Genomic DNA, 24,525 nt, shown 5'->3' on the forward strand with positions numbered 1-24,525 from the left:
GGGTTACCCTGGCCGCTGGCGGGGAGACTCCCCACCCGGTTAACGGGGCCCCTCACCGGGGCGTTGAGGGGTGGGGGCCGGCCACAGCTGTGGCCGGCCCCCACGTCATGCTCGGTCGAACCCGGTGATCCAGCGGACGGCCCGCTCTCTCACCTGGTACGGCATCAGGTTCTTGACTGCGGCAGCGATCTTGTCGTCCGTGCCGAGCCGTACCCGAAAGCGCGGGCGGCGTGCCTCCAGTGCGTGCACGATGGAGTGCACTGCTCCGTCAGGCTCGCGTTGGTGGCGCCCGATCCAAGCCATGCGTGGCGCTGCGGCGTCGAACAGGGGCCGGTAGGGGCTGTCGTCCGGGCACACAGGCACGGCATTGGTGGCGAACTCCGTGCGGTGTGCCCCCGGTTGCAGGACGACGACGTCGACGCCGAAGGGGCGGACCTCGGCGGCCAGTGCTTCGCACCAGCCTTCCAGGGCCCACTTCGTGGCCGCGTAGACGCTGAACATCGGGTGGGGCACATTGGCGGCGTTGCTCGACACCACTGCGATGCGGCCGCGGCCGCGGGAGCGCATGGACGGCAGCAGGGCTCGGGTCAGCGTCAGCACGCCGAAGAAATTCGTCTCCACCAGACGCCTGACCTCGTGGTCCGGGAGATCCTCGAAGAAGCCCGCTGTGGTGTAGCCGGCGTTGTGCAGAACCGCGTCCACCTTTCCGGATGTCCCGGCCAGCACGCTCTTCACTGCGGCGTCGACGGAGGCCCGGTCGGTGACATCGAGTGGGATGACGCGGACCCACTTGGCGGGTACGTGGGCCGCGGTCAGCGCGGCGTCCAGCGCCCCGCGCTTGGAGGTGTCGCGCAGTCCGGCGTACACGGTCCAGCCGCGGCGTGCCAGCTCCACTGCCGCGCCCATCCCGAATCCGCTGGATGCTCCGGTGATCAGTACAGATCGCACGTGCGGCTCCAATCAGTGCTGTGCCAGTCCGCTGACGCGGAGGCCTGAACGGACTTTGTAGCGCTTGTTGATGCTGATGAGGACGGCGGTCAGCGGCTCCAGCTGGCGGGCCAGTCGCAGCGCTCCGGCGTCGATGCCGTCACGGCCGGTGATGGCGCGCGACAATTCGATGGCGATGGCCTTGGCGTCCTTGTCGTCCCCGCATACGAGCACGTCCTCGTGGTCGAGCACGTCGGCGTCGCCCCAAAGGTTCACGGCCGACAGGTGGTGGAAGGCGCCCACCATGCGTGCGTCGGGGGCGATGCGCTGGGCCTCTTCGGCGGCGCTGCCGTCCGGGACATCGAGGCCGTACGGCCCGCGCTTGTCGAATCCGAGGGGATTCACACAGCTGATCACCACCTTGCCGACGAGCCGCTTGCCCAGCGATTCGACCAGGGCGGCATGGCTGTCGAACGGTACGGCCAGGAGTACGACGTCGGCTTCCTCGGCCGCGGCGTCGTTGTCCGCCCCAGTGACGATCTGGACGGGATCCTGTCCCAGGCGTGCGGCGATTTCCGCGGCCGCGGCTGTCGCACGTCCGGCATCGCGGGATCCGATGGCGACGTGGTGTCCGGCCTTGGCGAAGCGGTAGGCCAGCCCCTTGCCCTGCGGGCCGGTTCCGCCGATGACGGCGAGACGGAATGCGGTCATGATGAGTCTCCTCGGCGAGTGTGACTCGCCCGTATGTGGTCTGTTGGGGATCTCTTGGCTGTTCACACTGCGTAGGCGGCCAGGCCGTCGGTGAGCACAGTGGCGCCGCCGACGCTGGCGGTGAAGGAGACCGTGCCCGACAGCTGGGGCGAGCCGAGCAGGTCGAGGAGGGCACCGGGGACGACCGGTGCCGCGAACCGGGCCCGCAGCGACCTCAGGTCCGCGGGGTGGGCGCCTGCTGCGGCTGCCACTTCGCGGGCTGCGATTCCCAGGGTGCACAGGCCGTGCAGGATGACGCCGGGAAGGCCGGCCGCGCGCGCTGATTCCGGATCGATGTGGATGAGATGGCGGTCGCCCGTCAGCCGATACCAGGCAGCCTGCTCAGGTGATGTCGTGAAGCGTGCCGACCAGGAACGCTGGGCGACGGGATCCTTGTTGGTCTGCGCGCCGGAGCCGCGCGGGCCGCCCCATCCCCCTCGACCCGGCAGGAAGATCGAATAGGTGGCGGAGAAGTACTCCGACTCGGCTGCCACATCGACGATGGCGGCTCGCCCCTTGTCCCACACCGCCACGACCTCGCCGGTGACGTCCAGGACCGCGCTGGGCGGCAGGGGTTTGTGGATCTGCAGTGCCTGCGCTCCGTGCAGCGCCGCATCCGGTGTGAACGCGCCCAGCGCGCCCACGGCGTCCGCGACCCACAGCCCCAGCGTCAGCGCAAAGGTGGGCAGAACGCGGAGTTGGCGTTCGAAGATGAGATCCAGGTCCTTCACCTTCGCCCCGACAGCGAGGGCGTAGAGGATCGTGTCGTCCTCGCTGTATCGCACCGACCGTCTTCCCAGAGACGTACCCGGCAGACTCGCCAGTTCCATCACACCTCCACGTGACCAACCAAGCGCATGCTTGGCTAGAAATGGTCGCGCGATCTGTCCCGTAGGTCAACGGACGCTTGTCGCCCCTTACCCGCTCAAGTAGTTTTGTTGAGCAAGTGCTTGGTCAACCCTCCTCGGATGCTTGTGGAGTGACAGACAAACGACTAGCTTGAAAACCAAGCAAGCGTTTGGTTGAGGAGATGGAGAGGGAATGGGATCGCTTCGAGTGAGCATGGGGTACGAGCTCGAGGTGCGGGGACGGTCCCGCCAGGTCGAGCAGCGAGCCTTCGAGAGCTTGATCGAGCAGGCGGTGCTCGCCGACCAACTGGGCTACGAGGCCGTGTGGATGGTCGAGCACCACTTCACCCGGGGCTTCTCGCACTCCTCGGCTCCCGACCTGGTGCTGGCCGCCGTCTCGCAGGCGACCACGCGCATCAGGCTCGGCCTCGGCGTGGTCCTGCTGCCGTTCGCGCACCCGGTGCGCACCGCGGAACGGGTGGCCACGCTGGACATCCTCAGCAAGGGCCGGGTGGAGTTCGGGACCGGCCGAGGCGCCTCCCCGCTGGAGTACCAGGCCTTCCAGCGGCCGTTTGAGCAGTCCCGCAGGCTGTGGGAGGAGAACCTCGACACGGTGCTGAGGATCTGGGAGGCCGACGGCGAGCCCGTGAGCGCCGAGCACGAGTTCTGGAGCGTTCCGGACGTCTCGGTGTATCCGCGTCCGGTCCAGGACCCTCACCCCCAGGTGTGGGTGGCCTCGACAAGCCTGGACGGGTACCTCGCCGCGGCGGCCAAGGGCTACAACCTGCTCGGGATGACCATGCTCAAGGGTCTGGACGCGGTCGCCGACGACATCGCGGAGTACAAGAAGGCTCTTGCCATGAACGGCTTCGACCCGGAGAGCCGACGCGTGGCGCTGATGGTCCCGTGGCACGTGGCCCCCACCAAGGACGAGGCGTACGAGAAGGCCGCCGATGCCATCCTGTGGTACATCAGGCGGCAGGTGAACCTCGTCACCCCGCCCGACTACTACGACGCCCGCCACGCCAGCTACAAGGTCCTCGGGCAGCTCGCCGCCGGCCAGTCGGAGGAAGAGTCGATCGAGACTCTGCGGGAGAACCACATGATCGTCTGCGATGATGTCGAGGGCTCCCGCAAGGCCTACAAGCGCTTCGAGGAAGCCGGGGTGACCGACCTCATCCTTCAGTTCCAGGTGGGCGGGCTCGCCAACGATGACGTGCTCAACACCATCCGCCTGTTTGGAAGCGAGGTGGCGGCGCTGTGAGCAAGCAGACGACGTTCCGGGGCTGGTGCAGCCGCGCCGAACTGTCCGCAGCGGGGATCGATGCGCGCACCGCGCGCGGGCTGCTGCTCTCCTCGCCCGTCGGGGACGTGGTCGCCCCCCTCACCCCCGAGGACCTGGACAAGGCTGTCGAGATCAGCGGCCACACCCTCACGGCCGCCGGCCTGCTGGCCGACGACCGCGTGGTGGTCGCGCTCAACAGCGACGGCGAGCTCACCGCGCCCCTGTATGCCCAGACCGCAGCGAGGACCGCCGAGGCGGTGGTGTCCACCGGGCCTCGCGGGAGGATGCGGCTGCTCAAGGTCATCGAGGGGCTGCGCGCCAGCGTGCTGGTCACGACTCCTTCGGGAGCGATGGACTTTCTGGCCCGGCTGCACATGGAGTTCCTCGCGGATCCGCTCGATCTAGAACTGCGGCTGATCGTGCTGGTCGGAGAGATCGCCGATGACCGCACGCACAAGCACCTGGCGCGCGAATTCGGCGCCGAGGTCGTCGAGCTGTTCGCCGATCCGCTGCTGGGCATTCCGCTGGCCCACCGCCGCCCCAGGGCCAGCGAATCGTCGTGGCAGTACGTGGACGGTTCCCTGCTGCTCGCCCGGCTCGATGCCGACACCAAGCTGGAGCCGGCGTATGCGGACGGTCTCGCCGAGTTCGTGGTGACCCACCCCTGGCACAGCACACTGGCCGGCCTCGCCCTGCGCACCGGCTATGTGGCCCGGCTCGACGGCCAGGCGAAGCTGCTGCCGGCTGCCACCCACACCGTCGGCGATCATGTCCTTGTGCGCGGTCGCTGGCTGTCGGTCCCCCACCTCGCGGGGGCCCTGCGCGCCATCGACGGGATCACGCGGCTGCGGCTCGAGATCAATCGCAAGGGCACGCTTGACGCGGCGGCACTGCACGTGACGTTCGGCCGTGCCACGCTCACCGGCAACCCGATGTGGAAGGCCCGCATCGAGCAGGTGCTGACCGCGGTCACGCCGGTGCACATCGATGTCGTCGTGGCCGAGCAGGTGGAGGAGACGCACCTGCCGATCGAGGTTGTCGACCAGCGCGGCCAGCACCTCGGCCAGGACCGCGCCTCCATCGCCTGATCCGGGAAGGGAGTGGCCGCTATGGAAAGGGTTCCTCGCTGGGGGACGATCCCGCGGATGCTGCGCGCCCAGGCCGCCGCCCATCCCACCGCCCTCGCGGTGGCCGACGGCGCCGTCACCCTCACCCTCGCGCAACTGCGCAGCGGTGCGGAGCAGGTGGCGCGGGCCCTGCTGGCGGCAGGGGTCAAGACCGGTGACCGGGTCGCCGTCTGGGCGCCGAACCACTGGTCATGGGTGGTGACCGCGTTCGGCATCTGGGACGCCGGTGCGATCGTCGTACCGCTGAGCACGCGCTCCAAGGGCTACGAGGCGGGCAATCTGCTGCAGCGCACCGGTGCCGGGGTGCTGTTCGTCTCCGAGGGCTTTCTCGATATCTCCTATGTCGACCTGCTCGCCGACGTCTACGGCGCTCCGAAGGACGGACGCCCCTTCGACAAGCTTGAGCAGCTCGAGCTTGTCGTCTCGTTCGAAGACGTAAAGCCGCGGCCTGGCGTGGTGAACGCCCAGGAGTTCTTGAAGCGCGGCGACGACGTGGACCCCAAGGCTGCTGCCGAGCGCGCCGAGCGGGTGCGCCCCGACGACCTGTGCGAGGTGCTGTCCACCTCCGGGACCACCGGTGTACCCAAGGGCGTGATGCTTCGGCACGAGCAGATGCTGCGCGCCTACTGGGACTGGAGCGGCATCGCGGATCTGCGCGCCGGTGACCGCTACCCCGTGGTGAGTCCGTTCGCGCACGGGTTCGGCATCAACGCCGGCATCCTGGCGTGCGTGATGCGGGCGGCGACGCTGCTGCCGATCGCCGTGTTCAACCCCGACGCCGCGCTCGGCCTCATCGAACGCGAGAGAGTCAGCCTGCTCGCCGGCCCGCCGACCCTGTTCGCCCGGCTCGTCAGCCACCCCGAACTGACGGCGCGAAACGTCTCCAGCCTGCGTGTCGCCATCGTCGGCGCGGCATCGGTGCCCGAGGAACTGGTCAACGACATGCACGAGCAGCTCGGTCTTGAGCGCGTCATCAATGCCTACGGCCTCATCGAGGGTTCCGTCGTCACCATGACCCGCCAGCAGGACTCGGCTGAGATCGTCGCGACGACAGCCGGCCGTGTGGTCCCCGGCATGGAGGTCCGCATCGTCAACGATCACGGGCACCAGCTGGCCCCTCACACGCGCGGCGAGATCCTCGTCCGCGGGTACGGCGTGACGCACGGCTACTGGGGCGCGCCCGAGGAGAGCGCCGAGGCACTGTCCGGCGGCTGGCTGCACACCGGTGACGTGGGCATCCTCGACGACGCCGGCAACCTCAGCATCGTCGGCCGCAAGAAGGACATGTTCATCGCCGGGGGCTTCAACGCTTACCCGGCGGAGATCGAGAACCTGCTGCTGCGTCACCCCGATGTGGCGCAGGTGGCCGTCGTTCCGATTCCGCACGCCACGCTGGGCGAGGTCGGCTGCGCCTACATCGTCCTGCGGGAGGACTCCTCGCCCACCGCCGCAGACGTGATCGCCTGGGCGCGGCAGAACATGTCCAACTACAAGGTCCCGCGACGGGTGTTCATCGTGTCCGAGCTCCCCGTCAACGCCAACGGCAAGATCGACAAGCGGGAACTCCGCGACCGGGCCGTCACCGAGACGAAGCGGACGGCCTGACGTCAGCCTCGTGCAGGGATCAGGCACACCCCAGTTGAGCAAGCAATCGCCAGATAGGGAGACAGCGGATGACCCGCCTGCAGACCGCTCCGCCCGAGACGGAATCTCACCCCTCCCCCGACCTCTTCCGTAAGGTTCTGGGGCACTTCGCGACGGGTGTCGTCGCCATCACCGCCATCGACCCCGAGACCGGGCAGCCGACCGGTCTGGTGGCCAACTCCTTCACCTCGGTGTCTCTCGACCCGCCGCTGGTCGCGTTCTGTGTCGCGCACACCAGTACGTCGTGGCCCAAGGTCAGGGCTGCGGAGCGCTACTGCATCAACATCCTCGCCGAGCACCAGGAGGACGTCAGCCGGCAGATGTCCAAGAAGGGTGCGGCCAAGTTCGAGGGCCTGGGCTGGTCCCACTCCCCTGGCGGCTCTCCTTTGCTGGACGATGCGGTCGCTTGGATAGACGCGACCCTGGAGGACGAGCACCTGGCCGGCGATCACCACATTGTCGTCGCCCATGTGCAGAACCTCGCCGCGGCGGAACGCTCTCCGCTGCTCTTCTTCCGCGGCGGCTACGGGCGTCTGAACCGCTGAGTATGCGGCTGCACCCCCTGCCTTCCCTTCCCGCCTCACTGCCCGCTCGCACCCTGTCCGGAGGCCCACGACCATGGAGATGCTGCACAGCCTGACGCTCGGCGACATCGCCCGCGAGAACCATCGCAGTCGGCCGCTGTCCACGGCCGTCGTCGATGGGGACGTACGGCTCACCTACGAGCAGCTGGACGACCGGGTCGACCGCCTCGCGCAGGCCCTGGCCGCACAGGGCGTCAGGGCCGGGGACCGGGTTCTGTGGGCCGGCCGTAACTCCTTCCGTGTCCTGGAGAGCCTGCTGGCGGCCGCCCGCATCGGCGCCGTGTTCTGCCCCGTCAACTGGCGGCAGAGCAGGGCGGAACTGGAATTCGTCCTCAGGGACTTCGCACCGCGCGTAGTGCTGTGGGAGGACGTAGCAGATGACACGGTCGCCGCCGCGCGGGAGTCGGCGGCGGCCGAGACGCTGTGGGTCCGGGCCGACGGCAGCGAGCAGGACAACACGTACGAGAAGTGGCTGGCGCAACCTTCCGGCGCCCCCGTCCCCGAGATCGCCGTCGACCCGTCCTCGCCGTGCCTGGCGTTCTACACCGCAGCCTTCTCCGGGCAGCCCAATGCCGCGCTGCTCAGCCACACGGCCGTCATCACCCACAACCTGTCTCTCGCCCTGATGCGCCAGATCGAGGAAGGGTTCGTCTACCTCAACTGCGGACCGCTGTTCCACGTCGCGACGATGATGTTCTGCACGGCGACCTTCCACCTGGGCGGCACCAACGTGTTCATGCCGGCCTTCGATCCCGCCGCAGCGTGCCGGCTGATCGAGGCCGAGCGCTGCCAGGCGATGCTGCTCTTCCCGCCCATGCCCGACCAGCTCGTGGAGGCAAACTCCGGCGGCCAGTACGACCTGACGAGCCTGCGTGCCCCCGCCGGAAGCGACGCCTGGAACGCGATGATCACCGTCGACGACACTCCGTGGGGCAGGGCGCTGGGCGGCTACGGCCAGACCGAGGTCGGCGGCATGTTGACCTACAGCGCCCTCGGTATCGGGGGCCTGGGTACGCACGGCCGCCCGTCCCCCTTCCTCCAGGTCCGCATCGTTGGCCCTGAGGGACGTGAAGTGCCGACGGAGGAGGTCGGCGAGATCGTCGCTCGCGGGCCGCACGTCATGTCCGGCTACTACGCGCGCCCAGAGCTCAACGCAGCCCGGCAGGCGGGCGGTTGGCACCACACAGGCGACCTGGGCCGGCGGGAGAAGGACGGGACGATCACCTTCATCGGCCCGAAACTGCGCATGATCAAGTCCGGTGGCGAGAACATCTACCCGGCCGAGGTGGAGCGCTGTATCAACGCGCATCCGGCGGTCGCCGAGTGTGCCGTCATCGGCGTGCCCGATGCGAAGTGGGGCCAGAGCGTCAGGGCCATCGTGGTTCTCCGGGATGGGGCGCAGGCCGCCGAACAGGAGATCACCGATCACTGCCGTGAGCGGATGGCGTCCTACAAGAAGCCGCAGAGCATGGAATTCGTCGACGCGGTGCCTCGCCGGGGTATGGCTCCCGACTACGACGAGCTGGACGCACGGTTCGGTGGTGGCGGATACCCCATCTTCTGAGCCGGTTTCGCCGCGCTCGCCGCGGCCGGCGGCCGGCGGCCGGCACGGGATACGGCCCGAAGTACAACAAGATCACGAAAGTGTCCGGCGCAGTCGCGCGGCGCTTCCAGGCTGATCGCTGCCCGGGAGGTGCCGCGCGACTGCGCCGGACACTCGTGCGTTCCTGGCGACGGCGACGCCCCCGGGGCACGCATGCCCTTGGGGCCGGCTGCGCGTCCGGGGGCTGCCCGCACGAAGGCGGGAGCGGGGGCGGTCAGCCCTGTGCCGAGGGTTCGATCCCGAACTCCTCCGCGAAGCGGCGCAAGCCCTCCTTGGCCCCCGTGGTGCGGGTGTAGGGCCGGACGATGATCCTGTCGACGCCCAAGGCTTCCCATTCGGCGAGCTCGCCGGGGCCGGACATCTCGAAGGCGCTGACGGTGATTTCGAAGGAGTCACGGCTGCGGCCCTCCTGCTCCAGGAGCTGATGGAGCAGGTCGAGCCGTGGCTTCGCGGACTCAAGCGTGTGGGGCATGCTCACCCACCCGTCGCAGAGCCTGACGGCCCGGCGCAGGGCGGCCTTGGACTCGCCGCCGGCGACGATCGGAGGGTGGGGCTTGTGCACCGGCTTCGGCTCGAAGTGGGCGCCGTCGAAGTCGTAGAACTCACCGTGGTGGTCGACGACGCGTTCGGTCCACAGGCGCTTGGCCACGGTGATCGCCTCGTCGAGTCGCCGGCCGCGGGAGGCGAAGTCATAGCCCGCGGCTCGCCACTCCGACTCCAGCCACCCGGCACCGACCCCGACGATCGCCCGGCCGCCGGACAGGGCGTCGAGGGTCAGAAACGCCCTCGCGCCGATGAAGGGGTGCCTGAGCCCGAACAGATACACGTACGTGCCGAGCCGGATCTGCTGTGTGGCCTCGGCGATCGCAGCGAGGAAGACCGGTGCGTCGAACAACTGGGCTTCCGGGTCTACGGGCGGGCGTCCGCTGGACGTTCCCGGATAGGCCGATTCCGCCATGTCGGCGGTGAAGACCAGGTGTTCGGGAACCCAGAGCGACTCATATCCCAGGGCGTCCGCCTCAACGGCGAAGTCGCGCCACACGGCGGGGTGCAGCAGGCCGAGCGTGACACCGATGCGCATGGCAGCAGCTCTCTTCAGCGGGCGGCGTAGAGGACGAACGGGTTGTCCCAGGGATCGAGCAGGACGGCCCGTGTCTCATGCGGCCCCTCCTCCGCCGGACGCTCCAGCTTGGCCCCGGCCGCCACAAGACGCTCCACCGCCGCGGCGACGTCCGCCACATTGAAGGCGGCGGCGGGCCGGCCACCGGTCACGTCCTCGGCGGGGCCGGCGAGGGCGAGTGTGGTGCCGCCCGCGTCGAGCGCGGCGAAGCGAGCCCCGTCCTGGAACTTCACGGTGCAGCCGAGCGCATCGCTGTAAAAGGCCAGCGCCGCCGGAACGTCTGCCGTCGGATAGAGCACGTTGCCGAGCTTCACGTCGTCTGCCATGTCGTCCTCTCATTCATGCCGGGCACCGTGCGCCGCACGGAAGTTGGGTACGAGGCCGAAGCCCTCAAGCCGATCGGCCACTACCTCGACCGGCAGACCGATCCGTACGTCCTCGGGGGCGATGTCGAGAACGTTGCCGAAGACGCGCACGCCGGGCTGGTCCTCGAGCTCCACCCAGGCGATGACGTAGGGCGTCAGGTCTGCGAAGCCGGGGGCGAACGTGCGATGCACCACGCTGAACGTGTGCACCACTCCCCTGCCGGAGACCGACTCCCAGCCCAGGGCCCCGCTGCCGCAGTAGGGGCACTCGTGCTCAGGGAGGTGGACAAAGCGCCGACACTGCGCACAGCGCTGCAGCCTCAGCTCTCCGAGCTGGAAGTACTCCCAGTACGGCCGGGTGAGCTCTGTCGGCTCAGGAAGCACACGGCTCATGGAGCCTCCAGGCTATTCATCAGTTTACCCGAGCGCTTGCTTGGTATGTGGTGTGAGCGTATGCCGGAGCGCATCCGCGGTCAATAGAGCACTGAACCAAGCGCTTGCATGGTTTTGGGGTCGCGGTCAATACTACGAGGATGAACCCTTCCGCCCCCCTGCCCCAGGCCCGTTCCGAGCGGCGGCGGACACTGGTCACGCTGGCTGCTCAGCTGTTCGCCGAGAAGGGCTACCAGGCCACGACCGTGCGGGAAATCGCCGACGCGGCGGGCGTCCTGTCCGGCAGTCTCTACCACCACTTCGAGTCCAAGGAATCGATCATCGACGAGTTGCTCTCCGACTATCTGGGAGGGCTGATCGGCACCTATCGCGAAATCGTTTCCCTCCACTCTGGGCCGCGCGAGACCCTGGAAGGTCTCGTCAGTGTGGCCATCAGGTCGCTGCAGCAGCACCGCGCCGCCATCACAGTGCTCCAGAACGAACGGCACCATCTGGCGCAGTTGCCCCGCTTCACCTACGTGCAGGACAGCGAGAACGAGGTTCAGGACCTTTGGGTGCAGGTCATCGCCGAAGGCATCAGCAGCGGGGTGTTCCGTAGCCGGCTCGATCCCAAGGTCACCTATCGCTTGATCCGGGACGCGATCTGGGTGGCCGTGCGATGGTTCCATCCCAGTGGTGAGCTGTCGGTGGAGGAACTCACCGAGCAGTATCTGACCGTGCTCATAGAGGGGATGGCCGAGCCGAACACCGAGCGGTCGCCGACGGGCGCAATCCCGAAGGTCTGAGCACGACCTCCGGCGTTGTCGCAGCAACCCCCGTGCCTGCCACCATGGCCACGGGGCACGGCGGCAGGCACGGGGGCCGTCGGTGCTTCGCTGCCGTCAGCGGATCACGTGTGCCCGCGCGTTCTGGACAGCCATCACCGCCGGGCGTCAGCGCACGACCTGACGAGGATGAGTCGTCCACGCGGTGGGCAAGGTCCTGCCTTCGAGGGCGGCGGATGCGTGTGCGCACAACAGACAGCGCCGGTCGTAACGGTCCGTGGCATGCGTAGCCGCTGACCGTGGCATGCGTAGCCGCCGACCACCCAACAGCCCTGCCGCATGTAGGGCCTCGTGCGTGGCGGCGCGACGCAATCAGCAGAGGAGGCGCCCCCGAGTCATCGGCGAGGAATGCCCTCTGTGCGGCATAGCAGTATCGTGATCGGTCTTCGCTCCTCCACACCGCAACGGCTGAGCTGCGGAGTTGGTCCAGCGTCAGTACTTCCCCTGTTGTTCGAAGATGCGCTGGGGATTGTGCACGAGCATCTGGTCGATCTGCTCATCGGCGACGCCGCGCTTGCGCAGTTCGGGGACCACGTCCTGCGAGATGTGCGTCCAGCGCCAGTTGGGGTAGATCTCGCGGCGGCGGACGGGATCGGACAGGTCGGAGAAGCATGAGGTGTCGTGCGAGAGGACCATGCGGTCCGCGTGGCCGCGGCGGCACATCTCGGTGACGATCTCCACCCGCTTGTCGAAGGAGACGGTCTCCAGGCCGAATCGGTCCATGCCGAGGTAGGAGCCGCGGGCGATGAGCTCCTCGAGGTAGGCGTAGTCGTCGGTGTCGCCGGAGTGCCCGATGATGACCCGTGTCAGGTCCACGCCCTCCTCCTCGAAGACCCGCTGCTGATCCAGGCCGCGCTTGAGTCCGGCGTGGGTATGCGTGGTGATGGGGACACCTGTCTCCCGTTGGGCCTGCGCCACTGCCCGCAGTACCCGTTCGACGTCGCGAGTGAGGCCGGCGGTGTCGGTGACGCACTTGAGGATCCCGGCCTTCACGCCGGTGCCGGCGATGCCCTCGGTGATGTCCCGGATGAACATCGGCGTCATCTTCTCCGGGCCGCCTGCGGGCGCGCCCGGGCCACGGAAGTGGAAGTACATGGGCAAGGTCTCGATGACGTACGCCCCGGTCGCCACAACGATGTTGACGTCGGTCTGCTGCGCGAGTCGCTGGATGCGCGGGATGTAGCGGCCCAGGCCGATCACCGTGAGATCGACGATGGTGTCGATGCCGTTGGCCTTGGCCTCGCTGAGCTTGTCCAGGGCTGCGGCCATCTCCCGGTCCTCGTCCCAGCCCTCGTCGTAGTCGGGCCAGTTCTGCTGTATCTCTGGGCTCAGCACGAAGACGTGCTCGTGCATGAGCGTCGTACCCAGGGCCGAGGTGGGCATCGGGCCCCGGGCCGTCTCGACGGTCAACTGCTCTGTGCTCTGGGGGGATTGCGTCACTGCTGCGGGTCCCTTCTTCTTTCGGGCGAGTGCGTTTACCTGCCGGCCAGTTCCGTGACGACGGGCAGGAAGTCGTCGAGGTCGGTCTCGTTGTGCAGCACGAAGTAGGTCAGGCCCGTTTCGGTGCGCCACTGCTGGAGTTTGTCCACCATCTGAGAGGTGTCCCCGATCAGGACCTGAGGTGTGTCATCCGCACGGGAGAGGTCGACCTCGCTCCAGGAGGCGACGGCGCGCTTGCCGCCAACTTTCTGGATGCTGGTGCCGAGTTCGATCCTTTCGAAGCGGTCACCCGCCGCGTCGCGGATGATGTCGATCTTGCGCAGGAAGTTTTCCAGTCCGCCGTCGGCGGGATCCGGTGCGCTGCCGTCCGGCAGGACCCGCTGCGCAAGGTTGACGACATCCGCCTCCCGCGCCGCGAGGCGCAGCATTCCGGGGCCGCCGCCGCCGAGCAGGATCCGGGGATAGGGTTTCTGCACCGGCTTCGGGTCCTGCACCAGATCGGTGATCGTGTAGTGCTCGCCCTGGAAGGAGAAGGCGCCCGCGCTCCAGCAGCCCTTCATCACCTTCAGGGATTCCTTCAGCCGGTTGAAGCGCTCCTTGGGAGGGTCGAACTGGATGCCGGTCGCGTCGTACTCCTTGCGCATCCAGCCGGTGCCGATGCCGAGTTCCAGCCGCCCCTCGGACAGTACGTCGAGTGTCGCCGCCTCCTTGGCGAGGACAACCGGGTGACGGTAGTCGTTGGAGAACACCATGGTGCCGATGCGCAGCCTGGTGGTCGCGTTGGCGGCGGCCATCATCGCGGCCACTGGCGCGAAGCGCGGCCCCGTGAAGTGGTCGGGCACCAGGAGGACATCGAATCCGGCGTCCTCCAGGCGGCGTGCCTTTTCCGCCCATTCTTTGCCGGATGAGGCGAGACGGACGACGGCGCCAAAGCGAAACGGGCGTGCGGCCATAGTGGATTCTCCTCGCGGTGAGGGGTCGGCTCTTCCCTGACCGACCCTAGCCCACCCAAGCATGCGCTTGGTAGGTTAAGGGCATCATCCACCCCGGAGGCGGCGCCGGGAAGCCCGGCCGCGCGGCCGGGCGACTACCCGGAGGGCACGGATGGCGTCCAAGGATCTCGTCGTGGCTCCTGTTCCCGACCGCGACTCCACGCCGTGGTGGGAGGCGCTCGGACGGCATGAGCTGCTCGTCCAGCACTGCGATGAGTGCGGAAGATTGCGCTGGCCCGCCCGCGAGATGTGCGGTGACTGCGGAGTGTTCTCCTGGTCCTGGGTTCCTGCCCGCGGGAGAGGCTCGGTGGCCTCGTGGAACGTTACGTGGCGCACCGCGAATCCCCGCGTACAGGTCCCATACGTCGTCCTGCTGGTACGCCTCGACGACCAGGACAACCTGCTGCTGCCCGGCGGATACGCAGGTCCTGCGGACGGCAGCGGACTGCGCGTCGGTATGCCGGTGCGCGCCGGTTTCACCGACGTTCCCCCCGCTGACGGGGGGTCCCCTCTCGCGCTGTTGTCCTGGAGCCCGGTCACCCAAGGAGAAGCATGACAGTCGCCAGTCAGTCCTCGCTCGCGGAGCTGCTCGAAGCCGGTTCGCCGCATCCGCAGCAGGACGCGGGGCCGCGGCGCATCGTGGTCCCGGAACACGCCGTCAAGGCGCTGCTGCGCCAGCACGGCCTCGACGTACCGGCGGGGCATGCCGTCCGGGACACGAGACAGCTCACCGAGGCGGCGGCAGGACTGCGCGCTCCGCTGGTCCTGAAGGCCTACGGGCAGGGCCTGATCCACAAGAGCGATGTGGGTGGGGTGCGGCTCGGTCTGACGCCCGACTCGGTCGCCGGGGCCGCGGCCGACATGGCGGCCGGCCTGCGTACGGCAGGCATCACCGCCGGGGGCTTCCTCGTCGAGGAACAGCACCCGGGCGGGGTGGAGTTGATTGTCGGGGTGCTGCGGGACGCGGCGTTCGGGCATGTCGTGATGCTGGGTCTGGGCGGTATGGCGACCGAACTGCTCGACGTGAACGCGCTGCGGGTCGCACCGCTGAGCCGGGCGGACGCCGAGGATCTCGTGGACGACTTCCCGGGCGCCCCGTTGCTCAACGGCGCTCGCGGGGCTGAACGGGTGGACCGCGATGCGCTCGTCACCTTCCTGCTCGCCCTCGCCGGTGCGGATGGTCTGTTCTCCCAACTGGGCTCCCACCTGCTGGAGTTCGAGTGCAATCCGGTGGTCGCGACCGCGGACGGCGTCACCGCCTTGGACGCGAGGCTCATCCTGGCCGCCGAGGAACTGCCCGCGTCCGCACCCCGCCGGCCGACCGACTTCAGCGGCCTGGCCGCCCCGCGCAGCATCGCCGTGGCCGGCGCCTCGACGCGGGGAACGGGCTTCGGCAACCGATTCCTGGCCGCGTACAAGGGCGCCGGGTGGACGGACGGGCTCACCGCCGTCCATCCCAGCGCCGAGACGATCGACGGCGTTCCGGCCTACCCCTCCATCAGCGCGGTCCCGGGCGGCGTCGACTACCTGCTGGTCGCCGTCCCGGCAGCCGCCGCGGTGGACCTGGTGGAGCAGGCCGCGGGCGAGGTGCCCTTCATCCACGTCGTCAGCGGCGGATTCCGCGAGTTGGGCCAGGCCGGAGCCGCGCTCGAAGAGCGGCTGATGAAGGCCGTGGAGGGCACCTCGACACGGCTGCTGGGACCCAACTGCATCGGCGTCTACAGTCCGGCAGGCCGCCAGGCCTTTGCCCTGGGCTCACCGCGCGAGCCCGGCACGGTGTCCGTGGTGTCACAAAGCGGCGGGCTGTCCGGCGACGTCGTCTCGGTCGGTAGATCCCGCGGCGTGCGCTACTCGAAGGTCATCAGTGTCGGCAACGCCATCGACGTCACCCCCGCCGAGCTGGCGGACTGGCTGGTGGACGATCCCCAGACCGAGGTCATAGGGATGTACGTGGAGGGTGTGACGGACGGCCACCGTCTGGTCGAGGCCCTGCGCCGCGCATCGGGCCGCAAGCCCGTGGTGATCCTACCGGGCGGACTGAGCCGGCAGGGCGCCCACGCCGTGTCCTCGCACACCGGATCGATGGCAGGCGCACCCCGCGTGTGGCGGGCCGTCGCAGACGCATGCGGGGCCACACTCGTGGACACTCTGGAGGACTTCCTGGCGACACTGGCCTATCTGCAGCACCTGGCCGGTGCCGCCACTGACGGAGTTCTTGTCACAGGCCTGGGCGGCGGCGCCTCCGTGCTCGCAACCGACGCCTGCGACCGGGCCGGGGTGACGCTCACGCCACTGACCGAGGAGATCCGGCAGCGCCTGCGCGCTCTGGGGCATGGGGCGGGAACGAGCGTGGCCAACCCGGTGGAGATCCCTGTAGGACCGGCCTCCCCCGTCGATCTGCTGGCCGACACGCTCGAGGCGATCGTGCGGGACCAGCCGTTCGGCGACGTCCTCGCACATGTCAACGTGGCCGCGTACTACAACTACGGCACAGCAGGCCTGGCCCCACTCATCGACACCCTCACCGCCGTGCGCAAGCGCGGCCTGCCGGTGCGGCTCGCGGTAGTGGCCCGAAACCTCGACGTTGCCCGGCCGGAAGACGCGGCCCGGCTGGCCGAGTTCGCCGCGCAGACCCAGCTGCCGCTGTTCCGCTCCTTCGACGAGGCCGCCACAGCCATCGCCGCCGCACAGCGCTTCGCGCGGCGCCGGACCGAGGGAGGCCGGCCCTGACTCCGCCCGGCGGGCCGCTCGGTTCACGGCGCCAGTCCTTCTCCGGCCGCGCCGCGGTCGCCGGCGTCGGCATGACCGAACTGTCCCGCCTTTCCGGCCGCACCGAACTCCAACTCGCCGTCGAAGCGGCCCGGGACGCCCTCACCGACGCCCACATGGACGCCTCCTCCGTCGACGCCGTGCTGACATACCACCTCAACGACTCAGCACCGGTGAACGCCGTGGCGGCCGCCCTGCAGCTGGCCGACCCCGTGTGGACCAATGAGTTCTACGGTGGCGGCACCCAGGCCGCATCCATCCTCGGCGATGCGGCCATGCTCATCGACTCCGGCCTCGCCTCGACCGTCCTGGTCTACCGGGCCCTGAACGGGCGGTCCGGCAAGCGGATGGGACAGGCCGCTCTGCGCCTCGGCAGCAGCGGCAACGAACAGTTCACGTTGCCCTACGGCATGCTCGGGCCGGTCCATCTCTTCGCCCTCGCCGCGCAGCGCTGGATGTACGAGACGAGGGCCACGGAACGCGACCTGGCCGCGGTGGTCATGCGGTCCCGAGAACACGCGGCGACCAATCCGCGTGCCGTCCTGCGCGCTCCCGTCAGCGCCGAGGAGTATCGAAGCAATCCGTACGTCGCGACGCCGCTACGTCGGCTCGACTGCTGCCTGGAGACGGACGGCGCCGCGGCGCTGGTCATCACGCGGGCCGAGGTGGCCGACGTGGTACGCCCGGGCAGCCCGCGCATCCACGCCGTAGTGCGGGGCGGCGGTCCCGGCTCGACGACGATGGACAAGGCGGCGGACGTGGGCCGGATCTTCTCCGCGTACCTCGCCGAGCCGCTGTACAAGGCCGCCGGGATGACCCCCGACGACATTGATGTGGCGCAGCTGTATGACGCGTACTCGTTCCTCGTGCTGCAGCAGCTCGAGGACTTCGGGCTGTGCCCGCGCGATCAGGCCGGGGCCTTCGTACGGGATGGGCAGACCGGGCTTCACGGCAGTATGCCCGCGAATCTCAACGGTGGCCTGCTGTCGGAGGGATACGTCCACGGCCTGAACAACGTCGCCGAGGCGGTACGGCAGCTGCGCGGCGACGGCACCCGGCAGGTACCGGAGCCTCAGGTCGCGCTGTGCACCGGTTTCGGCGGCAGTTGCGGCAGTGCCGCGATCCTCGTGCGCGGCTGAGTGCACGGGGCACGTGTCATACCCCTTGACAGGGGGGCTCTCCAGGGACGAATTTAACCAAGCAATTGCTTGCTCGGTTCATTCCGGGCCCCCTGCACTTCACGAAGGGAGTCGATCGTGCATCGACGACTCATCTCCGCACTGGCCATCGCGGCCCTGGCGGCCGCCGGGTGTTCCACCAGTGCGCCCGGCAGTCAGGGCGCCGGCAGCCAGTCCGACGCCACCCGTGGCGTGACCGCAGACAGCGTCAAGGTCGGCGGGCTGATCGTCAAAACCTCCTCCTACGGCGCCAGCAACGCCGCGACGGAGATCGGAGCGAAGGCAAGATTCGACCGGGCTAATGCCGAGGGCGGTGTCAACGGCCGGAAGATCGAGTTCGTCGGCGCCGAGGATGACGGCGCCGACCAGGCGAAGGACATTGCGGCGGCGCGCAAGCTCGTCCAGCAGAAGCAGGTCTTCGCCGTCGTTCCGGTGAGCACGTTCATGTTCGCCGGGGCCAAGTTCCTGCAGCAGCAGAACGTCCCCTACTTCGGCTGGGGCTACTCGGCGCCGGAATGGTGCGGGCCGGAGGTCGCCTTCAGCTTCGACGGCTGCACCGGCTCAACGAAGCCGGGGCCGCAGTCCGCCGGCTTCTTCACCTCGTTCGTCAAGGCGACCGGGCCGGCCAAGGGCCGCACCGTTGCCGTCATCGGGCACGACGACGCCGTCACCAAGTCAGTGAACAAGATCGCGAAGGCCAGTGCCACGGGCCTCGGTTTCAAGGTCGTCTCCGTTCAGAACAGCGTTCCGCAGACGAGCATCCCGACCGACTGGTCGCCCTATGTGAACCGTCTGATGACCAGCAATGGGGACAAGGCACCGGACGTCATCTTCTCGACCATGGCCACCCCCTTCAACGCGGGGCTGTTCGGGGCACTGAAGGACGCCGGTTACAAGGGCACGCTCCTGGACGGAATCAGCTACAGCGACAGCACCTTGAAGAATCCGCAGGTGCGCAAGGCCTTCGAGGGTGCGTACGTCTCTGCTCCCATCGAGCCGCTGGCGTCCACCTCGGCAGCCGCCAAGCAGATGCGCGCCGACCTGGAGAAGGCCACCGGCAAGAAGAACTTCGAATGGAGCCAGGACATGGGGGTCGGCTACGCGACCGCCGACGTCTTCCTCCAGATCCTGAAGAAGGCCGGCAAGGATCTCACCGTCGACAGCTTCCTGACGGCGGCCCAGAACATCACCGTGAAGAGCCCCTACGGAGGCACTGTGTCGTTCCCGGCGGACCACACGGCGCCCAACGGATGCCAGTCCCTGCTGCAGGTCAAGAACGGCCGCTGGAAGCTGGCGTCACCTCTGGTGTGCAAGACGTTCAATTTCACGGGTTGAGCGTTTCGGTTCCATCCGCGGGTGATTGACCGGCGGGCACGGGGAGGGGGGACCGGCATGCCGGTCCCCCCTCCCCGTGCCACGCGCGGAATCGTGGCCAGCGTCCGCGGCAGGAAGGCGCCTCGATCGGCCGGTCCTGCCGGTTCGCCAGGGGCAGGCACTCCATCCCGGTCATCAAGGAGAACCCGGTGACGCCACCGGGATCTCCTCCCGACTGCAGGCCAGGAAGCCGCTGGCCCGGCTGGCACCACCACGTCACCCTCGTGACCGCCCGCCCACGCCTTCCTCACCGAGCAGCGTCTGGCCCCAAAAGTGCCTACACCGGCCTCACCCTCTACCAGATCCTCGACGTCCTCCAGGGCATCCTGAGGTGCTGGACCGGCGTCTGCGGCACCTGCCATCAAGCCCTACCCGCCAGGCCACCCACACCTCCAAGATCCAGGCAGACCTAACGGAGCCCCAATAGGTGTTCACCGCCATCAGGTTTCCGGCCGGCAGCACGAGGCCGCGGTGCTCAACGTCGGTGACGACCTTGCGAAGCAGGATGTGCAGGGTCGGCTCGAGGCGCACCGCCTCTTCGATCGCGCAAGGAACGCGGTCCGGAGTGGTGTCCAACTGCTCCCACTCCTCATGCTGGAGGAGCAATTGGACCACCCAGCCGAACTGAGCGGTGTGCAAGCTGAAGTTGCCGGTCACGGGGGTGGTGTGCGTGGGCATCGGGGTGCTCGTGCTGGTCGCTGGCAGGTGACTTCGGTGAAGATCGTCGGTCATCGGGCGACTTCGCGGTTCGTGAGGACCAGCAGGGCCCGGACCAGGGCGGTCGCCCAGGCGGGGTCGGTGCGCACCTTGCCGAGGACGCGCCAGTTCTTGAGGTGGGCGAAACCGTGCTCGACGGGTGCCCGGACGGCCGCCAGTGCCGTGTTGGACAGCTTCTGGCCTCGCGTCAGGGGCCGGTTCCGGGCCGCCTTGTAACCGGTGATCACCGCCGGATCGGCGCCGGGATCACTGTCGTCGAGGCCGACGAATCCCAGGTCGGCGATGGCTCCCAGCCCGGCTTCCCGCAGTTTCCGGGTGAGCTTGTCGTGCCGGCAGGCGGTGATCTCCGAGGTGCGCCCGGGGCGGGCCGCCGAGACCCACAGCAGTCGGCCCCGATCGTCGGTGAGGGCGATCACGAGCAGGCCGTGGCATTTGTTCTTGCCGGAGTAGTTCTTCCGGTTCGCTGTTCCGGTGCGCCGCCGGGTGCGTATCAGGGAGCCGTCCAGCAGTACGATTCCGCCACCCGTTCGGGCGATTTTCTTCAGCGCGCGGTCCAGGCGCGGGGCGCGGGCGGCCAGCAGGCCCACGACCTCCCTCACCCAGCGACTCACGGTGGTGCGGTGCACTCCGTTGCCGCCGGCCAGGTCACCGGGCCGCTGGTCACAGCGCAGCACCGCCAGGACGATGGTGGCGATCTTCCCCGCGGGCAGTGCACGCCACCGTGAGCCGATCTTCTTCAGGTGGCCGCGTATCAGGTTGGCGAGATGGTTCAGGGTGGCATCGACAGCGGCAGGCGGGCGGTGTAGACAAGGCCGTCAGGGCCCTCGACGGAACTGTTGTTTTTCGTCACACCAAACTCAACTGCCGTCGGGGGCCTGTCAGTTACACCCCTGCCCCGTGCAGTTATGGACGTGTGGTGAACTGCCCGTCAGGGCGTTTGTGCAGCCAGCCGCGGTCGGCGAGCTTGGTCATCTTCGCCCGCAGAGGTTCCAGCTTGCCGCGCACCGAGGTGTCCAGCCCCAGCCGCTCGCCGACCACCCGGACCTGCACCGGCCCGTCGGCCTCCCGCATGATCGCCAGGATCTTGCGGTAGTCGGCGGGCATCGCGCCCTCGTCGGCCGCGTCGCTGCGATGCGGGATGAGCAGGACTGCCCGCCCGGCCACCTTCACCGGTACTGCAGCAGCAGCCCCGGCGTCGGCCCGGGCCTGCTCGGCCAGGCGGTTCAGCACCCGCTCCGCGATCGCCAGTTCATCCAGCTCGGTCTGGACCTCCTGGAGCTGCTTGGCCAACTCCTTGGCGAGAGCGTCCAGTTCACTTCGGCGGGCGGTGATCCACTGCCGCTCCTGCATCCCCCGCACCCTCCCGCGTTCTCACGGCGTGCCGACCTGCTGACGGATCGTAGGCGGGGGCCGGTCGTCGGCGCAGCCGAACCCGGCATCCCGCCGGAGCCGGACCTGCCCGAAGATCTACGCGATGGTCATCGGCCGTCAACCGGCACGAGTACCCAACTCGCCATTCACGCCAGACCCGTGACCTGCCACTTCACGATGCAGACCGCTCACTGAGAACTGCGTCGCTTGAGCCGGGCCCGCATGAGGCGTTGCCGTTCGGATTCGGTGTCTGTGACGGGTTCCTTCGGGGGTGCCGGCCTGCCGGGCTGGCCGCGTAGTTGAGCGCCGTAGCGGTCGGTCTGCTTGTGGACCTCATCGGGGCGAAGCTCGTCGGGCCACACGACGAGCAGATAGTCCTCGACGGGATCGACGACGTGGCCGTCGGGCGCGGTGTCGCGGCCTCGGGCGTGCACCCGAATGCGGTACGAGCCCGGCCCGAACGGTGTCAGCGCGGGGAGTTCCGGCGGATCGTCCATCACGCACGTGACACGCAAGCGGCCTGTGCGTGTTTCAACGCTGTGGTCGACGACTTCGTCCCAGGCGCCGGTCTCCGCCCGCTCGGGCGGAGACCGGCGCAACTGGATGCTGACGTTGACCGGGCCGCTGTTGATGCCGGTGCAGATGACGGCGTGCCCGGGTCGGGAGAAGACCAGTCCGTTCGAGGTGTCGAAACCCATGGGCACACGCTCGTCGGAGTCCGTGAGCTCGAACGCGTGGTAGTCGACGTGGACCGGGCTGGAAGCCGTCGTGGGCGCTGGCTCAGTCATGCGGCCATGCTACGGATTGTCAGTCGACGATCCAGACGAAGAACGGATCCTTCTCAATGACCCGGTTGTCGTTGTAGAAGACCCGCAGGTCCAGGAGACCGGCGTTGGAGTTCTCCGTCGCGGGGATCATGCAGGCACTCCAGCCGTTCGGGCCGGTGACGCCCTGAGGGAGCGCGCTGATCTGGCACCAGTCGAACGTCCTGCCCGGGTTGGGCGGTGTCGCGCTGGTGAAGGCGCCCTGCCAGGTCGAGCGGAACGGATACTCATCACAGCTGTATCCGGTCGGCCGCGGGTAGCCGCCGCTGGACGCCTGCGGGCAGGCGGTGTCGCCGTTGCTCTGACGCAGCGCGGCATCGGTCAGCCGGGTCAGAGGGGTGCCGTTCGGATAGGCGCCGGGCAGCCCGGACGCCTGAGCGTCCCGGATGTGGCGTGCGTAGTTCGGGTAGGAGCCGCTGAGGCTGACGACGTTGACCGGCTCGTAGTCCTTGAAGACACAGCCGATCGAGGTGACCCCGGGAGTGGCGTTGTCGCAGCGGACGTCCACCGGCGGGGTGGAACCGGTCAGCGGGGTGCTGTTGGTCCACGCAGGGTTGCTGAACTCGTAGTACATCGTGGTCTTCGCAGTGCCGGTGGCTCCCGCTGCGGAGACCGTGGTGGTGGGCAGTGCGTCACCGTAGGGGACGCTGGTGGGGGTCACGGCCTGGGCCGGGAAGTCGATGTCGGAGGCCGGAAGGGTGCAGGCTCCGTTGCAGGTAGCGTCGCCGCTGACCGTGGTGCCGCTGATCAGACCCCAGCCGTCGACCATGCTGATGGCCAACTGGTGGCCCCAGTTCGGCAGGGTGGCATTGGTGTAGATGAGATCGGCCTGCAAGTAGTAGATCTGTCCGACCAGTTCGCCGCTGGGCACCTCGATGACGTCGACGATCCAGGAGCCGATGGCGCACGCCTCGGAACGTGTGTACCACCAGGCGCCGTCGCCGTTCGACACGTCGTAGCACCAGTCCGGCAGGGGGACGGGGGTTCGGTCGGCGAGCAACGTGGCCTGCGGGGCGGAGAGCTTCTGCTCAGGGCCGGGCTTGACGCAGGTGACGTTCTTCTCGCCCTTGGCCGCCCGTGCGGCGACTTCGGACCGCACCTTGGCGCAGGTGGTGGTGACGCCGGCCCCCGCGAGGCGAGAGTCGGGCAGCTCGGCCTTCTTCGGTTTCGGCTCGGGCGTGCTCGCCGTTGAAGAGGTTTGGCTGGATGGGGCTTGGGACTGCGATGTTGCGGCGATCGCTTGCGCGGGAAGTAACGCAAGGACCAGGGCTATCAGGGTCGTTCTGAAAACGGGTCTCACAGTTTTCCCTTCACAACGAGATGATCTGGTAACACTGTGCGACCGAAACGCTACCAATTAACATGCTCATTACAAGTGAAGGCTTTCCGCGTGGCGTACGTCACGGTGAGCGAGCCGGGGAGCGGCCGGTTCAGGTATGGGTGCGTGAAGCGCTGCCCTGGCCGACGATCTACGCCATGGCCATCGGCCGCCGACCGGCACGAGTACCCAACTCGCCATTCAAGCCAGACCTGTGACCTGTGACTTTACGATGCACACCGCTCACTGGTAGCACGTGGTGTCCTTCCCGGCAAAGCGAAGTTTGAGCAGTGCGCCGTGGAGTTCGTCCCCGGTCAGTCGTCCCGTCTGCTTCTGGGCCGCGATCAGGGTGCTGACGAAGCCCTCGCCCGGCTGTCGATGGCGGCGTCCGACGAGTTCGCGGGGTTTGCGCACAGGCCCGTAATCGCGGCATCGATGCGCGCCATGTGTGGTTCGAGCGGGAATCGCGCGAGCAGCCCGAGATCGATCGTCCACGCTCCGAACCGGTCGACGTCCTGTGCCGGTACGCCCACCAGCGCGCTGAGCACCTCAAGGGGGCAGATGGTGCTGAAGTCGGCGAGGAGGTCGAACGGATCCCGATCGGCAAAGGCGTCAATGAGCCTGGTCGCGACAGAACGCATCTGCGGCCGCAGCGAGTCGATGCGACGGCGGGTGAACCCGCGCTGCAGGGCCCGGCGGATCCGGTCGTGGCGCTCGCCAACGAACATAGGCAACGACGCCTGGGTGGCGTACCACATGACCTGTTCCGAGGCGCCGAGGTTGCGGTAACAGTCCGGGCCAATGCTGTCGAGCCGCGGATCGACACACATCTGCTGCGCGATGTCGTAGTCCAGCACTTCGTACCCGCGCATCGTCTGGATTTTCCAGGTCTTTTGGCGGACCGCGTCGAAGCCCGGGTTCGACAGTTGGTGGGCATACGGCCGCAGCGGATCTGGGGGCTGACCTGGAGCGATGGGCATGAGGAGGCTCCGGGGCCGTTTGCCCACGGCTCCGGAGTGCGTTTTCCCAGCTCAGCGGCTATTCGGGGGTCTTGAGGCCGCTCATCTTTGGT

Annotated in this window: 22 protein-coding genes and 2 pseudogenes; 11 read left to right on the plus strand and 13 right to left on the minus strand. The window is 68.3% G+C overall.

The features are described from left to right. Nucleotides 1–105: 105 nt before the first annotated feature. From ACIRPX_RS43800 to ACIRPX_RS43810, 3 genes are all read right to left on the minus strand, one after another. Nucleotides 106–948 (minus strand): SDR family oxidoreductase, encoded by an 843-nt coding sequence (locus ACIRPX_RS43800; RefSeq protein WP_404205735.1) that lies wholly within the window; start codon nucleotides 946–948, stop codon nucleotides 106–108. Nucleotides 949–960: 12 nt separating this feature from the next. Next, nucleotides 961–1,638, minus strand: coding sequence for an NADPH-dependent F420 reductase (npdG, locus tag ACIRPX_RS43805; RefSeq protein ID WP_404205736.1), 678 nt, complete (start codon nucleotides 1,636–1,638; stop codon nucleotides 961–963). A gap of 62 nt (nucleotides 1,639–1,700) precedes the next feature. Next, nucleotides 1,701–2,462: a MaoC/PaaZ C-terminal domain-containing protein gene (locus ACIRPX_RS43810; RefSeq protein WP_404205737.1), complete on the minus strand. Its 762-nt coding sequence runs from the start codon at nucleotides 2,460–2,462 to the stop codon at nucleotides 1,701–1,703. Between the two features lie 256 nt (nucleotides 2,463–2,718). Here ACIRPX_RS43810 and ACIRPX_RS43815 point away from each other — a divergent pair, with 256 nt between their 5' ends. The 5 genes from ACIRPX_RS43815 (at nucleotide 2,719) to ACIRPX_RS43835 (ending at nucleotide 8,729) form a co-directional block, all read left to right on the plus strand. Beyond that, entirely contained in the window at nucleotides 2,719–3,789 is a 1,071-nt protein-coding gene (locus tag ACIRPX_RS43815; RefSeq protein ID WP_404205738.1) for an LLM class flavin-dependent oxidoreductase, read from the plus strand. Then, complete coding sequence (locus tag ACIRPX_RS43820; RefSeq protein WP_404205739.1) at nucleotides 3,786–4,898, plus strand: hypothetical protein; 1,113 nt, start codon at nucleotides 3,786–3,788, stop codon at nucleotides 4,896–4,898. Before ACIRPX_RS43815 ends, ACIRPX_RS43820 begins: the two co-directional genes overlap by 4 nt. A 21-nt stretch (nucleotides 4,899–4,919) precedes the next feature. Beyond that, on the plus strand, nucleotides 4,920–6,542 hold the full coding sequence (locus tag ACIRPX_RS43825) for an AMP-binding protein (protein WP_404205740.1): 1,623 nt from the start codon (nucleotides 4,920–4,922) through the stop codon (nucleotides 6,540–6,542). 68 nt (nucleotides 6,543–6,610) lie between these two features. Beyond that, the gene (locus ACIRPX_RS43830) at nucleotides 6,611–7,126 is read left to right on the plus strand and encodes a flavin reductase family protein (RefSeq protein WP_404205741.1); all 516 of its coding nucleotides are present in this window, start codon (nucleotides 6,611–6,613) and stop codon (nucleotides 7,124–7,126) included. 73 nt (nucleotides 7,127–7,199) lie between these two features. After that, complete coding sequence (locus tag ACIRPX_RS43835; protein WP_404205742.1) at nucleotides 7,200–8,729, plus strand: AMP-binding protein; 1,530 nt, start codon at nucleotides 7,200–7,202, stop codon at nucleotides 8,727–8,729. 253 nt (nucleotides 8,730–8,982) lie between these two features. Here the strand turns inward: ACIRPX_RS43835 and ACIRPX_RS43840 are convergent, their stop codons facing one another. The 3 genes from ACIRPX_RS43840 to ACIRPX_RS43850 are packed head-to-tail and all read right to left on the minus strand — an operon-like array spanning nucleotide 8,983 to nucleotide 10,646. After that, nucleotides 8,983–9,849, minus strand: coding sequence for a TIGR03619 family F420-dependent LLM class oxidoreductase (locus ACIRPX_RS43840; RefSeq protein WP_404205743.1), 867 nt, complete (start codon nucleotides 9,847–9,849; stop codon nucleotides 8,983–8,985). A 14-nt stretch (nucleotides 9,850–9,863) separates the two neighbouring features. Next, nucleotides 9,864–10,214: a VOC family protein gene (locus ACIRPX_RS43845; protein ID WP_404205744.1), complete on the minus strand. Its 351-nt coding sequence runs from the start codon at nucleotides 10,212–10,214 to the stop codon at nucleotides 9,864–9,866. Nucleotides 10,215–10,223: 9 nt separating this feature from the next. Then, nucleotides 10,224–10,646 (minus strand): Zn-ribbon domain-containing OB-fold protein, encoded by a 423-nt coding sequence (locus ACIRPX_RS43850; protein ID WP_404205745.1) that lies wholly within the window; start codon nucleotides 10,644–10,646, stop codon nucleotides 10,224–10,226. Nucleotides 10,647–10,786: 140 nt separating this feature from the next. On the opposite strand from ACIRPX_RS43850, the gene ACIRPX_RS43855 reads away from it, so the two are divergent. After that, nucleotides 10,787–11,431: a TetR/AcrR family transcriptional regulator gene (locus ACIRPX_RS43855; protein WP_404205746.1), complete on the plus strand. Its 645-nt coding sequence runs from the start codon at nucleotides 10,787–10,789 to the stop codon at nucleotides 11,429–11,431. A gap of 471 nt (nucleotides 11,432–11,902) precedes the next feature. Here the strand turns inward: ACIRPX_RS43855 and ACIRPX_RS43860 are convergent, their stop codons facing one another. Both ACIRPX_RS43860 and ACIRPX_RS43865 read right to left on the minus strand, forming a co-directional pair. Next, nucleotides 11,903–12,910 carry a phosphotriesterase gene (locus tag ACIRPX_RS43860; RefSeq protein ID WP_404205747.1) on the minus strand — a complete coding sequence of 336 codons (1,008 nt, stop codon included), beginning with the start codon at nucleotides 12,908–12,910 and terminating at the stop codon, nucleotides 11,903–11,905. Nucleotides 12,911–12,945: 35 nt separating this feature from the next. Next, nucleotides 12,946–13,863: a TIGR03621 family F420-dependent LLM class oxidoreductase gene (locus ACIRPX_RS43865; RefSeq protein ID WP_404205748.1), complete on the minus strand. Its 918-nt coding sequence runs from the start codon at nucleotides 13,861–13,863 to the stop codon at nucleotides 12,946–12,948. A gap of 151 nt (nucleotides 13,864–14,014) precedes the next feature. On the opposite strand from ACIRPX_RS43865, the gene ACIRPX_RS43870 reads away from it, so the two are divergent. From ACIRPX_RS43870 to ACIRPX_RS43890, 5 genes and pseudogenes are all read left to right on the plus strand, one after another. Continuing rightward, the gene (locus tag ACIRPX_RS43870) at nucleotides 14,015–14,458 is read left to right on the plus strand and encodes a Zn-ribbon domain-containing OB-fold protein (RefSeq protein ID WP_404205749.1); all 444 of its coding nucleotides are present in this window, start codon (nucleotides 14,015–14,017) and stop codon (nucleotides 14,456–14,458) included. Beyond that, complete coding sequence (locus ACIRPX_RS43875) at nucleotides 14,455–16,632, plus strand: acetate--CoA ligase family protein (protein ID WP_404205750.1); 2,178 nt, start codon at nucleotides 14,455–14,457, stop codon at nucleotides 16,630–16,632. The genes ACIRPX_RS43870 and ACIRPX_RS43875 overlap by 4 nt, the downstream gene beginning before the upstream one ends. 71 nt (nucleotides 16,633–16,703) lie before the next feature. Further along, on the plus strand, nucleotides 16,704–17,810 hold the full coding sequence (locus tag ACIRPX_RS43880; RefSeq protein ID WP_404205751.1) for a thiolase C-terminal domain-containing protein: 1,107 nt from the start codon (nucleotides 16,704–16,706) through the stop codon (nucleotides 17,808–17,810). Nucleotides 17,811–17,927: 117 nt separating this feature from the next. Beyond that, on the plus strand, nucleotides 17,928–19,184 hold the full coding sequence (locus ACIRPX_RS43885) for an ABC transporter substrate-binding protein (RefSeq protein WP_404205752.1): 1,257 nt from the start codon (nucleotides 17,928–17,930) through the stop codon (nucleotides 19,182–19,184). A gap of 224 nt (nucleotides 19,185–19,408) precedes the next feature. Continuing rightward, nucleotides 19,409–19,553, plus strand: a pseudogene (locus tag ACIRPX_RS43890) (IS701 family transposase); the annotation flags it as partial. Between the two features lie 398 nt (nucleotides 19,554–19,951). Here the strand turns inward: ACIRPX_RS43890 and ACIRPX_RS43895 are convergent. The 5 genes and pseudogenes from ACIRPX_RS43895 to ACIRPX_RS43915 all read right to left on the minus strand — a co-directional run bounded on the left by ACIRPX_RS43895 (nucleotide 19,952) and on the right by ACIRPX_RS43915 (nucleotide 24,433). After that, nucleotides 19,952–20,790, minus strand: a pseudogene (locus ACIRPX_RS43895) (transposase family protein). Nucleotides 20,791–20,843: 53 nt separating this feature from the next. After that, complete coding sequence (locus ACIRPX_RS43900; protein ID WP_404205753.1) at nucleotides 20,844–21,290, minus strand: hypothetical protein; 447 nt, start codon at nucleotides 21,288–21,290, stop codon at nucleotides 20,844–20,846. 209 nt (nucleotides 21,291–21,499) lie between these two features. After that, on the minus strand, nucleotides 21,500–22,009 hold the full coding sequence (locus tag ACIRPX_RS43905; RefSeq protein WP_404205754.1) for a hypothetical protein: 510 nt from the start codon (nucleotides 22,007–22,009) through the stop codon (nucleotides 21,500–21,502). A gap of 109 nt (nucleotides 22,010–22,118) precedes the next feature. Then, nucleotides 22,119–23,234, minus strand: a complete 1,116-nt coding sequence (locus ACIRPX_RS43910; RefSeq protein ID WP_404205755.1) for a hypothetical protein — start codon at nucleotides 23,232–23,234, stop codon at nucleotides 22,119–22,121. Between the two features lie 563 nt (nucleotides 23,235–23,797). After that, complete coding sequence (locus ACIRPX_RS43915; RefSeq protein WP_404205756.1) at nucleotides 23,798–24,433, minus strand: hypothetical protein; 636 nt, start codon at nucleotides 24,431–24,433, stop codon at nucleotides 23,798–23,800. Nucleotides 24,434–24,525: the final 92 nt, after the last annotated feature.

This window comes from Streptomyces sp. NPDC101225 (assembly GCF_044767585.1).
Taxonomy (GTDB): Bacteria; Actinomycetota; Actinomycetes; order Streptomycetales; family Streptomycetaceae; genus Streptomyces.

Coding starts and splice junctions, on each gene's coding strand:
- npdG (WP_404205736.1), bottom strand. CDS start 1,638: ATGACCGCATTCCGTCTCGCCGTCATCGGCGGAACCGGCCCGCAGGGC.
- ACIRPX_RS43815 (WP_404205738.1), top strand. CDS start 2,719: ATGGGATCGCTTCGAGTGAGCATGGGGTACGAGCTCGAGGTGCGGGGA.
- ACIRPX_RS43825 (WP_404205740.1), top strand. CDS start 4,920: ATGGAAAGGGTTCCTCGCTGGGGGACGATCCCGCGGATGCTGCGCGCC.
- ACIRPX_RS43830 (WP_404205741.1), top strand. CDS start 6,611: ATGACCCGCCTGCAGACCGCTCCGCCCGAGACGGAATCTCACCCCTCC.
- ACIRPX_RS43835 (WP_404205742.1), top strand. CDS start 7,200: ATGGAGATGCTGCACAGCCTGACGCTCGGCGACATCGCCCGCGAGAAC.
- ACIRPX_RS43840 (WP_404205743.1), bottom strand. CDS start 9,849: ATGCGCATCGGTGTCACGCTCGGCCTGCTGCACCCCGCCGTGTGGCGC.
- ACIRPX_RS43845 (WP_404205744.1), bottom strand. CDS start 10,214: ATGGCAGACGACGTGAAGCTCGGCAACGTGCTCTATCCGACGGCAGAC.
- ACIRPX_RS43850 (WP_404205745.1), bottom strand. CDS start 10,646: ATGAGCCGTGTGCTTCCTGAGCCGACAGAGCTCACCCGGCCGTACTGG.
- ACIRPX_RS43855 (WP_404205746.1), top strand. CDS start 10,787: ATGAACCCTTCCGCCCCCCTGCCCCAGGCCCGTTCCGAGCGGCGGCGG.
- ACIRPX_RS43865 (WP_404205748.1), bottom strand. CDS start 13,863: ATGGCCGCACGCCCGTTTCGCTTTGGCGCCGTCGTCCGTCTCGCCTCA.
- ACIRPX_RS43870 (WP_404205749.1), top strand. CDS start 14,015: ATGGCGTCCAAGGATCTCGTCGTGGCTCCTGTTCCCGACCGCGACTCC.
- ACIRPX_RS43875 (WP_404205750.1), top strand. CDS start 14,455: ATGACAGTCGCCAGTCAGTCCTCGCTCGCGGAGCTGCTCGAAGCCGGT.
- ACIRPX_RS43880 (WP_404205751.1), top strand. CDS start 16,704: ATGACCGAACTGTCCCGCCTTTCCGGCCGCACCGAACTCCAACTCGCC.
- ACIRPX_RS43900 (WP_404205753.1), bottom strand. CDS start 21,290: ATGCAGGAGCGGCAGTGGATCACCGCCCGCCGAAGTGAACTGGACGCT.
- ACIRPX_RS43905 (WP_404205754.1), bottom strand. CDS start 22,009: ATGGGTTTCGACACCTCGAACGGACTGGTCTTCTCCCGACCCGGGCAC.
- ACIRPX_RS43915 (WP_404205756.1), bottom strand. CDS start 24,433: ATGCCCATCGCTCCAGGTCAGCCCCCAGATCCGCTGCGGCCGTATGCC.